The sequence below is a fragment of the Kangiella koreensis DSM 16069 genome (assembly GCF_000024085.1).
GTDB lineage: Bacteria > Pseudomonadota > Gammaproteobacteria > Enterobacterales > Kangiellaceae > Kangiella > Kangiella koreensis.
Genome location: NC_013166.1, coordinates 1,233,308 through 1,248,082 on the forward strand (window position 1 = coordinate 1,233,308; position 14,775 = coordinate 1,248,082).

Annotated in this window: 9 protein-coding genes; 6 read left to right on the forward strand and 3 right to left on the reverse strand. The window is 45.0% G+C overall.

Features of this window, described 5'->3' with window-relative positions; genetic code table 11:
- Positions 1-89 precede the first annotated feature (89 nt).
- From KKOR_RS05810 to KKOR_RS05825, 4 genes are read left to right on the forward strand one after another with little or no spacing between them, the layout of a single operon-like run.
- On the forward strand, positions 90-2,282 hold the full coding sequence (locus KKOR_RS05810; protein ID WP_012801087.1) for a TonB-dependent receptor: 2,193 nt from the start codon (positions 90-92) through the stop codon (positions 2,280-2,282).
- A 16-nt stretch (positions 2,283-2,298) separates the two neighbouring features.
- Positions 2,299-2,553: a thiamine-binding protein gene (locus KKOR_RS05815; protein ID WP_228638787.1), complete on the forward strand. Its 255-nt coding sequence runs from the start codon at positions 2,299-2,301 to the stop codon at positions 2,551-2,553.
- 18 nt (positions 2,554-2,571) lie between these two features.
- Positions 2,572-3,183 (forward strand): nicotinamide riboside transporter PnuC, encoded by a 612-nt coding sequence (pnuC, locus tag KKOR_RS05820; RefSeq protein WP_012801089.1) that lies wholly within the window; start codon positions 2,572-2,574, stop codon positions 3,181-3,183.
- Positions 3,161-4,003, forward strand: coding sequence for a phosphotransferase (locus KKOR_RS05825; protein WP_012801090.1), 843 nt, complete (start codon positions 3,161-3,163; stop codon positions 4,001-4,003). Before pnuC ends, KKOR_RS05825 begins: the two co-directional genes overlap by 23 nt.
- Before the next feature lie 294 nt (positions 4,004-4,297).
- Here the strand turns inward: KKOR_RS05825 and KKOR_RS05830 are convergent, their stop codons facing one another.
- Positions 4,298-5,605 carry an amidohydrolase gene (locus KKOR_RS05830; RefSeq protein ID WP_041296020.1) on the reverse strand — a complete coding sequence of 436 codons (1,308 nt, stop codon included), beginning with the start codon at positions 5,603-5,605 and terminating at the stop codon, positions 4,298-4,300.
- Between the two features lie 278 nt (positions 5,606-5,883).
- Positions 5,884-8,304, reverse strand: a complete 2,421-nt coding sequence (locus KKOR_RS05835; RefSeq protein WP_012801092.1) for an acyl-CoA dehydrogenase — start codon at positions 8,302-8,304, stop codon at positions 5,884-5,886.
- Positions 8,305-8,508: 204 nt separating this feature from the next.
- On the opposite strand from KKOR_RS05835, the gene KKOR_RS05840 reads away from it, so the two are divergent.
- Both KKOR_RS05840 and hrpA read left to right on the forward strand, forming a co-directional pair.
- On the forward strand, positions 8,509-9,345 hold the full coding sequence (locus KKOR_RS05840; RefSeq protein ID WP_012801093.1) for a hypothetical protein: 837 nt from the start codon (positions 8,509-8,511) through the stop codon (positions 9,343-9,345).
- 127 nt (positions 9,346-9,472) lie between these two features.
- Positions 9,473-13,408, forward strand: a complete 3,936-nt coding sequence (gene hrpA / locus KKOR_RS05845; protein WP_012801094.1) for an ATP-dependent RNA helicase HrpA — start codon at positions 9,473-9,475, stop codon at positions 13,406-13,408.
- 42 nt (positions 13,409-13,450) lie between these two features.
- Here hrpA and KKOR_RS05850 read toward each other — a convergent pair whose 3' ends face one another.
- A complete protein-coding gene (locus tag KKOR_RS05850) occupies positions 13,451-14,731 on the reverse strand; it encodes a GGDEF domain-containing response regulator (RefSeq protein WP_012801095.1) in 1,281 nt (426 codons plus the stop codon).
- Positions 14,732-14,775 lie beyond the last annotated feature (44 nt).

Sequence of the window (14,775 nt, forward strand, 5' to 3'; positions counted from 1 at the left end):
GGATTGGTTGGCGCTTTTGAGCTTGTATCTCTGCCTTTTCTGTTGTTACTCCGCATAGCCCAAACATAAGTTATATGTGGAGTTGTCTTTTGAAACACGCAATCCGTTCTTTTAAACCTCTTGTTTTGACCAGTCTGTTGGCGATATCGCTTGGTTTGCTTGCTGATGAGCAGGCGGATGACGACATTGAGACTTTGGTAATTAATGCTGAGCATCTGTCTGAGAGTCCTTTGACTTTGCCGTCGAGTGTGACGGTGGTTGATAGCGAGACGGCTCGTAAGAACAATGCTTATCATCTTGATGATATTTTCAATCTGGCGCCGAATGTGAATTTCGCCACTGGCGCGGCGCGCGGTCGTTTTATTCAGATCCGTGGCGTAGGCGAGCGTAGCGAGTTTGTTGAGCCGGTCAATTACTCGGTAGGTCTGATTGTCGATGGCATTGATATGACGGGGATTGCTGGCGGCGCTTTAATGCTGGATACGCAGCAGGTTGAGATTTTGCGTGGGCCACAGGGAACTCTGTATGGCGCCAATGCGTTGGCGGGTTTGGTCAATATGGTATCGGCTGCTCCTGAAGCAGATTTGTTGAAGGTTGCTGCTTCGTTTGAATCCTACAATGGTCGTAGCGCTTCTTTGATCAGCAGTGATCAGTTATCGGAAGCCTGGGGCTATCGTTTTGCGGTGGGTCAGTATCGTAGCGATGGCTACACTGACAATATTTTCCTCGGACGCGACGATACCCAGAACTTTGATGAATCAAGCATCAAAGGGCGTCTGGTCTATCAGCCGGATGACAGCTTTTCACTAACTTCTAATCTGATTGTGGTGGATGTGGACAATGGCTACGATGCCTTTAGTCTCGATAATACGCGCCAGACCTATTCTGATGAGCCGGGTCATGATCGCCAGGAAACGATTGGCGCTTCCTTTATCGCGGAATGGGCATGGGATTCTACCAAGCTGCAAAGCACCTTGTCTTTTGCCGATAGCGAACTGGATTATGCGTATGACGAAGATTGGAGCCATACGGGTATTTGCGAAGGCACGCCGTGCGATAGTGATGACTGGGGTTTTGATTGGTGGTATTCGTCGTTTGATCGTTTCTTAAGAGACAATCGTAACCTGAGTTTAGACGTGAAGCTGATAGGTGGGCAGGGCTCTTTATCAGAGTCATCATCTGAAACCTTATCGAATCAGTGGGTGGTCGGCGCTTATTTCCGTGACCAGTCGGTTGATCTGTTACGTCAATATACTTTCAATCCTGTGGATTTCACCAACCAGTACGATACGCGAAATGCGGCGCTTTATGGTCAGCTGGATATTCCGTTGAATGAAGCCTGGACTTTGGCGAGCGGGTTGCGTTATGAGCGTCAGGCAGCTGATTACAGAGATAACCAGCCGTTTGTCGACGATCGTTCTGAAAATTTCTGGGGTGGTAAGGTTTCGCTGGAGTATCAGGCCAATGAACAGACCATGCTTTATGTCTTGCTATCGCGCGGCTACAAAGCAGGAGGCTTTAATACCGCGCAGGAGCTGCCCGAATCGCAGCGCGAATATGATTCAGAATACATGCTCAACCATGAGCTGGGTGTTAAAGGAATGTGGCCTGATGCTGGATTAACTTTGCAGGCCTCAGTGTTCTATCAAGACCGCGATGATATTCAGTCCAAGCAATCTTACGTCACCTCGCAGGCAGATGGCCGTACCTTGCAGGAAGGCGGCGAGTGTCCCTGTAATTTCACTGATTACAACATCAATGCCGGTGGCGCTCAAAGCTATGGCGCTGAAATTGAATGGAACTGGCGTTCGCTGGATTGGATTCACCTCTATGGTTCATTAGGTCTGCTTAAAACTGAGTTTGAAAACTTGCAGAGCTTTACCCATGTTCTAGCCGATTTGACCGCTAATCCTCCGGTGCCTTATGATTTGAGCGGTCGCGAGCTGGCGCACTCGCCAGAGTTACAGTGGGTGGCTGGCGCTGATTTTTACTTGAACGACTACTGGAGTCTGAATCTGCAAACTGAATTCAAAGATGAGTTTTATTTGTCGGACCGTCATCAGGTTAAAGCCGATGATTATCAGTTGTGGCATCTGGCACTTACTTATGAAGATGCTAATTGGCTGTTAGAATTCTATGGGCGCAACCTGACTGACGAGACAATTGTTAACCGTGGCTTTGGCAGCTTCGGTAATGACCCACGTAAGTTTTATGAAACCGAGCCTTATTTCCAATATGGCACACCAAGAATCGTTGGTGTTCGAGCCGCCTATCAATTTTAAGGAATAGAAGGAAAGCATGATGAAGATTTCAGTTGAATTAAGTTTGTATCCGCTGGACGATCAGTTCCTGCCGATTATTCAGGACATCGTCGAGCGTTTGATGGGCGATAAGCGCGTTGAAGCTATCGTTAACACCATGAGCACGCAGATTTTTGGTGACTTTGAGTCGGTCATGGCGGTGGTCAATGAAACCATCGAGTATTCGTTTAAGACTTATGGCAAACAGGTGTTCGTTGCTAAGTTTTTAAACAGCGACGTTAAGCCGGATTAAAAAGCCATAAGGAACAGGATGAGCGACTTCTTAGAAACTTTTGGTCAGCAGGTTGCTGCTACTTCCGTTTGGGAATGGCTGGCAGTTGCTTTGGCCATTGCCTACATTTTATTGGCGATTAAAGAAAATATCTGGTGTTGGGTTGCGGCATTTTTTAGTACAGCGATTTACACGGTTTTGTTCTTTGACGTTAATCTTTTTATGGAGTCGCTGCTTAATGTTTACTATTTATTGATGGCGGTTTATGGCTTTTATCTATGGCGTTTTACCGGGCGCAAAGGTAATGACAAGCCGATTAGTCGCTGGTCAATAAAAACACACTTGTGGTGGATTGTTGGATTGTCAGTTATTGTCGCTGTTAGCGGTTATCTGCTCGATAAGTACACCACACAGGATTTTGCTTACATCGATTCCTTTACGACCTGGTTTGCGGTGTTTACAACCTATTTATTGGCGCAGAAAGTTCTGGAGAACTGGTTGTATTGGGTGGTGATTGATTTTGTATCTGTGTTTTTGTATTGGGAAAAAGGGCTGCTTATAACAGCGATTCTATTTGCTGGTTATACGGTGATGGCGATTATTGGTTGGCTGGAGTGGAAAAAACATTATGAACAACAAACAACAGCCTGATTGGTGGCGCTATTCAACAAGAAGTTGGCAGCAGTTGCTTGAATTGTTGGCTGAATTACAGCCCACAACAGTCGACCAATGTGCCAATCAAGCTAGCTGGCAGTTGCTTAGAGTAGGTGATACCAATACTAACTTTAAATTGAGCCTTTCTCATCAGGACTATTTTGTCCAGTTGGTCGATCAGGCAAAACTTGATCAGCTTCCAAGCGGAGCATATCGCTCTCAGACTCGTTTAGTCAGCGAGAATCCTGCTTTATCAAAATGGTTACCTAAGTGCTTATTGGACAGCGAAGATATTCGTGTTTCGATTTGGCTTTATGCCAGCCCGACAGTAAATCAACACTTCAATAACCCTGATCTAATTGTTGAGTTGAGTCGTTTACTAAGTGAGCTTCATCAATCGGAATTATCATTGCCAGAGCTTGATATGAAAAAGCATCTAGCAAAATATTATGAAATCGCAGGAGCCAATAAAAGTGCAGATCCCTTACGTTCAGAAGTTTTGTATGAACAGGGACAGAAGTTAGTCGATTATTTTGAGGCTTCCCATAGTTGCCACAATGATATTTCGCCAGGCAATTTGCTTTCGGGCCATCAAGTATTTTTGGTGGACTGGGAGTACGCAGCTTTAAGCGATCCGCTGTTTGAGTTGGCGGGAATCATATTTAACTTCGATCTTTCCGACCAGCAGGAACAAGAGTTGGTTACAGAATACTGTAAGCAGTCACAAATGGAGGTTGATATCGACAAGCTTGAAGCGATGAAAGACTTGTACAGAATTATCACTGAGCTTTGGTATATGGGGAATGAGCATAGCTGAGAGCGAGCTAAGAGCAGATCCTGAATCAAGTTCAGGATGACAAAAGTTTGGGTTTGTTTAATCAAATTTGAGTTATTCAGTTACTTCATATTTCATTTTTATTAGGCAATCGGAAACATAGAGTAAGGGTATATTGCTTGACTGAATTCGATCATAAAAGGTGTGTCATCCTGAACTTGATTCAGGATCTGCTCTTTTACTTTAGGGTTAGCTAGCTATTACCCCAAACTTTAAGAACAAAGTAATAAAAAAGGTGCGTCTCAACGCACCTTTTTTTATTGAAGTTGTTAACGGTTAATGTGCATCTTGATATTTGTTCAGATAATCAAGCGCTAGTTGTGATAATGCTTTAACGCCAGTTTTCATGCCTGCCTCATCTACATAGAAATCTGCGGTGTGATGCGGTCCCACTTCACTGAGTGGTGTATCAATTGGTTTGCCACCAAGGAAGAAGAACATGCCGGGTACTTCATTAGCGAAGATGGAAAAGTCTTCAGCACCGGTGACTGGATTGACGATGTGGATCTTGTCTTTGCCAATAACGTTTTCAAGAGTGGGCATCATGGCTGCTGTTAAGCCAGGGTCATTGTAAGTAACTGGCAGTGAGCTAGAGTAGGGAACTTCAACCACTGCGGTGGCGCCCATGCTTTTAGCAATTAATTCTGCTTTTTCGCGAACTTGCTTAGCGATATTTTTACGATCATTTTCATCAAGCGCGCGTATGGTGCCAAGCATTTCCACTTCTTCAGGAATGATGTTGGAGCGAACGCCACCATGAATAGCGCCAACGCTGACGACTGAAGCTTGCTGGGTAAGTGGCATGCTGCGACTTACGATAGTTTGCAGGCTATTAACGATTTGCGCGGCGGTGACTACTGGGTCGACGGATAACCAAGGTGTCGAGCCGTGAGCCCCTTTACCTTTGATGGTAATTTTAAAGTCGTCGACGCTGGCCATTAAACCTTCGGATTTAATACCGATTTCACCAATATTAATTCCGGCCCAGATGTGCAGACCAAAGATAACGTCTACATCTGGATTTTTCAGCGCATTTTCTTTAACCATCAATTCCGCGCCACCTTCTTCACCGGGAGGCGAGCCTTCTTCTGCTGGTTGGAATAAGAATTTTACGGTGCCGGGAATCTCGTCTTTCATGCCTGTTAGAATTTCAGCGACGCCCATCAACATAGCGACATGAGTATCATGGCCACAGGCGTGCATTACAGGGACTTCATTACCCATGTATTCGCCAATGGCGGTAGATTTAAAGGGTAAGTCGTTGCGCTCTTTAATGGGAAGGGCGTCCATATCGGCGCGCAAAGCGACTACCGGGCCAGGCTTGCCACCTTTGAGTATGGCTACGATGCCGGTGTGGGCTACGCCGGTCTGAATCTCAAGGCCTAGATCACGTAAATGCTGTTCAATATATTTGCTGGTTTCGAATTCACGATTGCTAAGTTCTGGATTCTGGTGAAGGTGACGACGCCATTCGATGACTTTTGGCTCGATGGCATCAGCCTTATCAGAAATAACCTGTTGGGCGTCCTGCGCGAAAAGAGATAGTGAAAATCCTGCTAGTAATAGACTGACAATAAACTTCATAAAGACCCCCTCAAAATTTAAGCGCATTCAGTTTGGCCTTTTTTGGGCTTTAATGCAAATGGGTGTTGGTGGTTTGTTAAGGAGGGGCAGACCTGCGTGTCTGCCCGTTTGTATATGATGGTTAAAGCCATTGGGCTCACACACAGGCACCCAACGGGGCAGACCCTGCGCCCCTACTTAAGAGAATTTTCTATTTGCTACAAAAGGTTTGATTTTTATGTACAAAAAAAAGGCGTCCTACTGGACGCCTTTGGGGTATTGCAAGGGGTGTTACAGGTTTAAACTTTCTCGTGCACCATTTCTTCTGGTTCGAAGTCGTCAACGTTGATGATGTCGAGGCGCGCTTTCTCAGCCTCAATGATCAAGTTGTACTCATCGTCGGTAATGAGGTCATCGTTTTTGGCTTGTTCAGCGAAGATAACAACCTGGTGATTTTCCGGTTTGACCGATAATGCGGAGGCGATTTTCTTCACTAATGGTTCAATCTGAAGCTGTAGGCGCAGCGCACGATCAACTTTGGCTGCGTTGTTGAACTCAGACTCTGTTTTGAACATACCGTGGGTCAGTTCTTCGCGCATTGGGCCTGCTTCTTGCAGTTGACGCGCGACTTTGCGTTGCAGTTTGTCGGATGGTGCCGATACTGGCATGCCTAATGGGAATACCACCAAGCGCAAGGCTTTGCCTAACCAGCCGATTGGGAAGTTTCGCAGAACACCATCAGCTGCCATTTGAGTTTGATGCAGACAGAAGTCGAGTGACCATTGCACGATCTCACGGTCATGGGCAGGGCGGCCTTTGTCTTCATAGAACTTCAGGACCGAGGAGGCGATGTACATGTAACTCAACATATCGCCTAGGCGACCTGAGATCATTTCACGACGTTTGAGTTCACCGCCGAGCACACCCATAGTGACGTCAGACAAAAATGCCAGGGTACTGGAGAAGCGAGTCAGCTGTTGGTAATAACGTCCAGTAAAGTCCGATTTCGGTTTGAATACCAGACGACTGCTGGTTAAGCCAAGCCAGAAAGTTCGAATCTTATTACTGGCGGCAAAACCTACGTGAGCAAATAAGGCTTTATCAAAATCTTTAATGGCCTGCTTGGTGTTTGGGTTTTGCGTGGCAGCAATTTCTTTTAATACATAAGGATGGCAGCGGATCGAGCCTTGGCCATAAATGATCAGGCTACGAGTCAGGATGTTCGCACCTTCAACGGTGATCGAAATGGGAGCGCTTTGATACGCTTTGGCCATGTAGTTTTTCGGTCCCATGATGATGGCTTTACCGCCATGCACGTCCATGCCGTCTGTGGCAATTTCACGTGACATGTTGGTGGTGTGGCATTTTACGATGGCTGAAGCTACCGATGGCTTTTCGCCGGTATCAATGCCAGCTGCAGTGAAGGTACGTACCGCATCGATCAGATAGGTCTTACCGGCAATGCGTGCTAGCGCTTCCATCACGCCTTCCATGTAACCAACGGGAACTTTAAATTGCTTACGGATGCGGGCATAAGCGCCAGTGGTATAGGCAACTGCCTTAGAGCCACCGGTTGCGCCAGATGGCAATGAGATCGCACGACCAGCTGACAGGCAATCAACCAGCATGCGCCAGCCGATACCAGCATTCTTCGCGCCACCAATAATATAGTCTAGCGGTACAAACACATCGTTACCGGTTGTTGGGCCATTTTGGAATGGCGTGCTGATAGGATGATGGCGACGGCCAAAGTTTACCCCTGGGGTGTCAGTTGGAATCAGGGCGCAGGTAATGCCTAAATCTTCTTCTTCACCGAGCAGACCATCAGGATCATAGAGTTTAAAAGCCAGGCCGAGCAGGGTAGCGACAGGTGCAAGCGTAATGTAACGCTTGTTCCAGGTCAGGCGCATGCCTAATACTTCTTCCCCGTTCCAGTCGCCTTTGCAGATGATGCCTTTATCAGGAATCGCACCGGCATCGGAGCCTGCTTCTACTGCGGTCAATGCAAAGCAGGGCACTTCTTCGCCACTGGCCAGGCGTGGTAAATAATGTTTCTTTTGCTCATCGGTACCGTAATGCAGCAATAATTCAGCAGGGCCCAATGAATTAGGCACTGAAACGATACTGCCGACAGTGGCACTACAGGAATTGATCTTGGTTAAGACTTGCGACTGGGCATAAGACGAGAAACCCAAGCCACCATATTCTTTAGGGATGATAAAGCTGAAGAAGCCGTTCTTTTTGATGTATTCCCACATTTTAGGTGGCATATCACGGTCATATTCAGAAATGGTCCAGTCATCAATCATTTTGCACAGTTCTTCAACTGGGCCATTAAGATAGGCTTGCTCTTCCTCAGATAACTTGGCCGGGGGCACATCGTGCAGGCGCTTCCAGTTTGGCTTTCCACCAAAAACCTCCGCTTCCCACCACACAGTACCAGCGTCCAGCGCTTCTTGCTCGGTGTCGGAAATAGTTGGCATGATGCCTTTGAACACTTTCAACAACTTGCTGGAAATGATTTTGCGAATTGGCTTGAGGTTCAAAGGGATAGTGATGGCAAGGAAGATAACCCAATGTACATAAGGAATTGAAACTTGAAGGCTATAAAGCACCAATATGGCTGCCAGAGTTAACGTTGTTACCAGCAGGCTTAATCGGTGGTATAGCGTGATGGCCAGTGCGACAATCAGGACTAACGTGAGGATAAGCAAATTCATGGAAAAACCTACCTTTTTGACTTGTTTATTTCGATACCAGAATCGGCATCGATTAATGGCAATTTATTGCAACTAGAATAACACATCGTACCAGTTTTACTAGTGTGATTTTTTTGTTTCAAAGTTTGTAACTACTTGAACTGAAAGAGCAGTTGTAACAATATAGGCGTGAACAAAATATAAAGATAAATCGAGGAGCGGGAAATGAAGCGTTTAGCTGTAGCTATTATCCACGGGATTGGTTCTGAGAAGGAATTTTTCTCTATTGAATTGAAACACCGAATTGTTCAGGAATATCTGAAGGGTGATCCTGAAAACCGTATGGAAGACGATTTGTTATTCCATGAGATTTACTGGGGCGATTTGGTTAAAGACGAGCACGGTGAACTACTTAAGCAGTTAGATTATCGCGATGAGCTGACCTACAAGGGTGTTCGCAACATGTTTGTGGACTTTATGCGTCTTGGCCTGAGTTATCGCAAAGGTAGCGACAGCGGTCTTTACGAAGCGATCCATGGTCGAATTAAAGAGAGCATGGCCAAGTTTGCGACTCATCGCCATGTCGACACCGATTCAACGCCTTTAGTGCTTATGGCTCACTCGTTTGGTTCAGTGATGATGTCTGACTATATTCACGATTTAGCAAACGATGGTGCAGATTTGAGTCCTTTTGAGAGCTTCCAGACGTTAGCCGGAATTGTTACTTTTGCTAGTCCGCTAGGTGTTTACTCTGCGCATCATGATGATTTCCATGGTCCAATGCCGAAAGTAGGCAAGGCTCTAGAAGAAGGTCTGCAAGATCGCGCTAAGTGGCTTAACTTCTATGACAAAGATGACGTAGTGGCCTATCCACTGAAAAACGTCAGCGAAGACTATAACCAGGCGGTTGATGAAGATATTGAAATCAACGTCGGTAGCGCCGCAACTTCCTGGAATCCAGCCTGTCACACCGGTTACTGGGAAGATAAAGACTTCTATAAGCCTGTCGCAAAATATCTCGGTGAAGTTCGCGCGCCACATGAGTTCTGGAAATTGTCATAGTCTGTAATTTAAGCGACAATAGCGACATCGTTTATTCAAGCTCCTGTTAGTTATCGATATCATTCGGTCATTAGCAGGAGCCTGTTTATTTAAGCTATGACTGTTTGCTGAGTGTTTATCGTCGTTTATGCCAAAACAACCAACTGTTTCTAAAAAGCCTGCCTCTGATAAGTCTTCTACTAACAAGCCTTCGATTCAAACTCTGATCACTGAACAGGTGACTCAATGTCAGCTTGTGGATCAATTTGAGTTGAATAAACTAAAGTCCATTATCACCAAGCGACAAAAAAGTAATCAGCCCGTCAGTAAGCTGATCAGCAAAGCCGAACAAATTCTTCAAGACTCTAAAAAGATTGTCGAGCAACGCAAGAAGCTAATCCCAGGCGATATTGAGTTCGATATGGCCTTGCCTGTGTGTCAGGCACGCGATGATGTTCGAAAAGCGATCGAAGAGAATCAGGTGGTGGTAATTGCGGGTGAAACCGGTTCGGGCAAAACCACACAGTTACCGAAAATCTGTCTGCAGCTAGGTTTAGGTGTTTATGGCAAAATTGGCCACACCCAGCCGAGACGTGTGGCTGCCACCAGCGTCGCACGACGAATTGCCGAAGAGTTGAAATCTGAGCTGGGAGAACTCGTCGGCTATAGCATTCGCTTTAATGATCAATCCAGTGCAGTAACACCTGTGCGGGTCATGACCGATGGTATTCTGCTTAATGAAATCACTCATGATCCCTTGTTGCGCCAATACGATACGATAATTATTGATGAGGCTCATGAACGAAGTCTAAACATTGATTTTTTGCTCGGTTACATCAGAAACATTTTACCTAAGCGGCCCGATCTTAAAGTCATCATTACTTCGGCAACCATTGATGTGGAGCGATTTTCCAAACACTTTGCTATTGACGGCAAGCCTGCGCCGATTCTAGAAATTAGCGGGAGAACCTATCCGGTTGATGTCTGGTACCGCCCTGATGATGAAGAAAATCCCAGCCCACAAGTTGAGCGCATTGGGCATGCTCTCGATGAATTGATGAGCTTTGCTCCCGGCGATATTCTGATCTTCTTGTCTGGAGAGGCAGAAATTCGGGAAACCGCAAAGTTCCTGCGTAAGGAGCGCTTTGAGGGCTGTGAAGTGTTGCCGCTTTATGCGCGCTTATCCATGCGCGAGCAGGAAAAGATATTTCATCCGTCTGGCGGCAAGCGACGAATTATTTTGTCCACCAATGTTGCCGAGACTTCGGTAACGGTTCCGGGCATACGATTTGTTATTGATCCGGGCTTTGCGCGTATAAGTCGTTATTCGGTACGCAATAAAATTCAACGCTTGCCGATTGAGAAAATTTCTCAGGCTAGTGCTAATCAACGAAAGGGTCGCTGTGGTCGTGTTGCTGACGGTGTTTGCATTCGTCTCTATGAAGAGGAAGATTTTTTAAATCGTCCAGAGTTTACCGATGCGGAAATTCTGCGCACCAATCTTGCTGCGGTTATTTTGCAGATGAAACAGTTGGGCTTAGGTGATATCGAAGCCTTTCCGTTTATTGATGAGCCAGCGGCAAAGCAAATTAGCGATGGTTTGAATTTGCTGTCTGAGCTACAAGCAGTTGACGGCAAAAAGCAGCTGACAAATATCGGGCGCAAGATGGCGCGACTGCCCATTGAACCGCGACTGGCCCGTATATTACTGGCCGCAGAAGATGAGTCCTGTATTCGAGAAGCCTTGATTCTGGCTGCTTTCCTATCAGTTAAAGACCCTCGCGAGTGGCCATTCGAGAAAAGAGAATTAGCTCAACAGAAACATGCTAAATACAAACATCCACAATCTGATTTTATTGCGATTATTAACCTGTGGGATCATCTGCACAAGCAGCAGGAAGATTTGTCGAATAATGCCTTTCGTCGTTACTGTCAGGAAGAGTTGGTTAACTTCAATGCCTATCGAGAATGGCGCAGCACCTTTCGCCAGCTAAAGAGCTTAGTTAAATCAGCACATCATCAGACACAAAAACAGTCTGAGCCTATTAATCCGGACGACAAAGTCTATTACGCCAAGCTGCATTCTATCTTGTTGACGGGCTTATTGAGCTTTATTGGTCAAAAAGATATTGAAAAAGGCTATTTAGGAACTCGCCAGACACGATTTATGATTCATCCTCAGTCTGCGAATTTTAAAAAGCAGCCGCCGTGGGTAATGGCTTTTGAGATTGTGGAAACCACGCAAAATTATGCACGATTAACCGCCATGATTGAAACGCCATGGATTGAGACAATTGGTAAGCATCTGATCAAGAGTCACTACTTTGATGCTCATTGGGAGAAAAAGCGTGGTGCAGTAGTTGCCTCATTGCAGCAAACTTTATTGGGTTTAAAGATTGTTTCTAATCGGACGGTTGATTATTCGTCTATTGAGCCCGAGCTGTGTCGAGAGTTATTTATTCTGCATGGCCTGGTTCGTAGAGAGCTTGAGCCAAGGCATTCGTTTCAACAGGACAATGAGCAGTTATGGCTTGATGTTGAGCAGGAAATTGCCAAAGCCAGACAGGCTGACATGCGCACGGACGAGCGCGATCTTATTGCATGGTTTGATAAGCGCTTACCTGAGTCGATTTGCAATGTTAAACAGCTTAACCAATGGCTTAAGAAAAATGCCAAACAGAATAACCAGCTACTGACTCTGAATAAAGATGTCTTATTCAAAGCAGAGGAGCAGGACGCCAGTCTCTATCCTGAAACCATTCAAGTAAAATCGATTGAGTTACCCTTGTCGTATCATTTCGAGCCAGGACATCCGCAAGATGGTGTGACGGTTAAGATTCCACAGTCGCTGAGTCAACAATTTAAGGACTCAGATTTTGAGCGTCTGGTGCCTGGTTTGCTGGAAGAAAAAATAGAGTTTATGTTGCGTTCCCTGCCGAAACGTTTCCGCAAAAATTTTGTGCCGATTCCGCAGTTTTCTCAAGCCTGTTATGAACAGGTGTTAGAGCAACAAGGTAGCTTGATCGATATTATCAGTAAGCATCTATTTAAAATGACAGGCGTAATCTTGCCCAAAGAGGCATGGCAGGAGCTGAGTTTACCAGAGCATTATTTAATGCGTTTTGAAATCGTTGGTGATAAAGGTAAGATTTTGACTAGCGGCAGAACTCTTGAGCAGTCACAAGAGTTGAAACAAGTTAAGGTAAAATCAAAAAGTAGCCATAAGAAGAAAGAAGAAACATTTACTCATTGGCCCGCTTCTTTTATTAAAGAGGGCATGTTCGAGGAAGCCGGCACTAAAATCCCTGTCACTTATGCGCTGGAAGATGGTGGCGATAAGGTCAGAATACTTGCAGTGGTTAATAAGCGCCAAGCAGAGAACGTCCATGTCCGAGGTGTTTGCCGCTTATTAGCGCTTGAGAAATCACAGTTGCTCAGTTACCTCAAAAAGAAGTATCACAATAAACAGAAATTGACTTTGTCGGTTAGTACCTTAGCCAGTGTCGACGAAATAATCGATGATGCAGCTATGGCTTCCTTGAAGGATCTGGTCCAAACAAATATTCCTTATGACAAAACCTCTTTTGCTGAACTGTCCAAAAAAATGGAAAAAGAATTGGTTCCAGCAACCACAGAGTTATTAGATGATCTCGTTCAGGTATTGCAATTAAGATCCAGAATATTGGCCCAGGCTAAAGGTTTGGGCAAAACTCTTGCCAGCACGCGCAAAGACATTGGTAATCAATGCGACTATTTATTCCAGCCTGGTTTTTGTTTTAGATTCGGCGCAGATAAAATTAAAGACTTTAAACGTTATCTATCTGCGATAGAAAAGCGCATAGAGCGAGCAAAGCTAAATCCTCTCAAAGAAGCTGAATCACTGATTGTTATTTCTGACTGGGTCGATGTGCGCGAAAGTTTAGCGCAAGATCAAGCAATTCCAACGTTTGAAGTGGATGAGTTTAACTGGATGCTTGAGGAGTTCAGGATTTCCTTATTTGCTCAAGGGCAGAAAACACGTTTTCCCATTTCTGCAAAGCGATTACAGAAGTTTGTTGATGACCTGGAGAAACAATACTATTAGTTAGTTTGAAAGTGAGCACGACAAGGAAGGCTACTGGAAAGGTTATTCTTTTGCAGGTTTAGGCTCTTCGGGTGTAATAACCACCTTGTTACGACCAGTTTCTTTAGCTTCATAGAGACACTGATCGGCAATTTCAATCATACTGTCTAAAACATGATGGTGATTAATGTTAACTCCAATACTGATAGTAACTTTTACTTCTAAACCATCAATATCAATCGCTGTGTTTTCAACTCTCTTGAGAAGTTTGTCAAAGAATATTTCCGAGTTTTCACGGTTAATACCTACCATATACATACAGAATTCTTCGCCACCGAAACGAGCAACCACGTCGGATTTTCGTACAGAGCTTTCCAGAATCTTAGCAATTTCTGTAAGCACAGCATCACCAACCTGATGCCCATAAGTATCGTTAACCTGTTTAAAGTGATCGATATCTACTAATGCACAGGCTATAGGTGTGGAGTGTCGAACTGCCGAGTTATGCATCACCTCAACTAATTCGTAGAAGTGGCGGCGATTGTTAAGGCCTGTTAGATAATCTTTGGTTGCGGCAGTAGTCAGCTTTTCATACTCAATGACTCGGCTGGTATTAACAGCCACCCGCAAATAGAACTCTTCCGCTAAAAATGATTGCTTAATGATGAAATCGTCAGCGCCAAACTTTAGAAAGTTAGCAGACATTAACACGTCATCTCGTGCAGACATGCCAATAATCGCTAATTCCTGCTTGCTATAGAGGCGGCGAATGCTTTTGGTTAGATCGTAACCATTCATGGCTTCCATATCATAATCAGTGATTACCATTTTAATATCATGGTGCTGCTTTAAGTGTTCAAGGAGTTTCAGAGGGTCATTAAATTGTAGGGTTTGGTATTTATGAACGCTGAGCAGGGTGCTCATAATGCGCAGGCTGGTCTTTGAATCATCAGCTAGTGCAATTTTAATGCTGGGATTGATTTGTAGACGTTGCAAAGTCTCGATAATGTACTCGGTGACGTAATTATCGCTCTTGATAACATAGTCCACGATACGAAATTTCCAGATATAGTTACGAATCTCAGCGGTGATATCGCTGATCAGAACAATCGTCGGGATGCGCTTTTTGGCCATTAATTGGACAATTTCACCTTCAGGGGCATCGGGCAAACGAAAATCTACCAGACAGGCATCAATCTGTTCAATATCCAGGACATCCAGTAAAGCTTCTGCACTAGCATAGGTACCAACAGATATAACCTGGTAGTCCAGGCTTTCCGTGATTTTCTTTTCAATTAATGCGCAGAAAAATTTACTGTCGTCTACAACGAGTATGTTTTTCAAAGTGTTAGTATCTTTATTCCAATGGCCCGATTGTATAGGAGCTT

What these genes read in the sequence shown, in the direction of transcription:
- KKOR_RS05815 (WP_228638787.1), top strand. Translation starts at nt 2,299, where the DNA reads ATGATGAAGATTTCAGTTGAATTAAGTTTGTATCCGCTGGACGATCAG.
- pnuC (WP_012801089.1), top strand. Translation starts at nt 2,572, where the DNA reads ATGAGCGACTTCTTAGAAACTTTTGGTCAGCAGGTTGCTGCTACTTCC.
- KKOR_RS05825 (WP_012801090.1), top strand. Translation starts at nt 3,161, where the DNA reads ATGAACAACAAACAACAGCCTGATTGGTGGCGCTATTCAACAAGAAGT.
- KKOR_RS05830 (WP_041296020.1), bottom strand. Translation starts at nt 5,605, where the DNA reads ATGAAGTTTATTGTCAGTCTATTACTAGCAGGATTTTCACTATCTCTT.
- KKOR_RS05835 (WP_012801092.1), bottom strand. Translation starts at nt 8,304, where the DNA reads ATGAATTTGCTTATCCTCACGTTAGTCCTGATTGTCGCACTGGCCATC.
- KKOR_RS05840 (WP_012801093.1), top strand. Translation starts at nt 8,509, where the DNA reads ATGAAGCGTTTAGCTGTAGCTATTATCCACGGGATTGGTTCTGAGAAG.
- hrpA (WP_012801094.1), top strand. Translation starts at nt 9,473, where the DNA reads ATGCCAAAACAACCAACTGTTTCTAAAAAGCCTGCCTCTGATAAGTCT.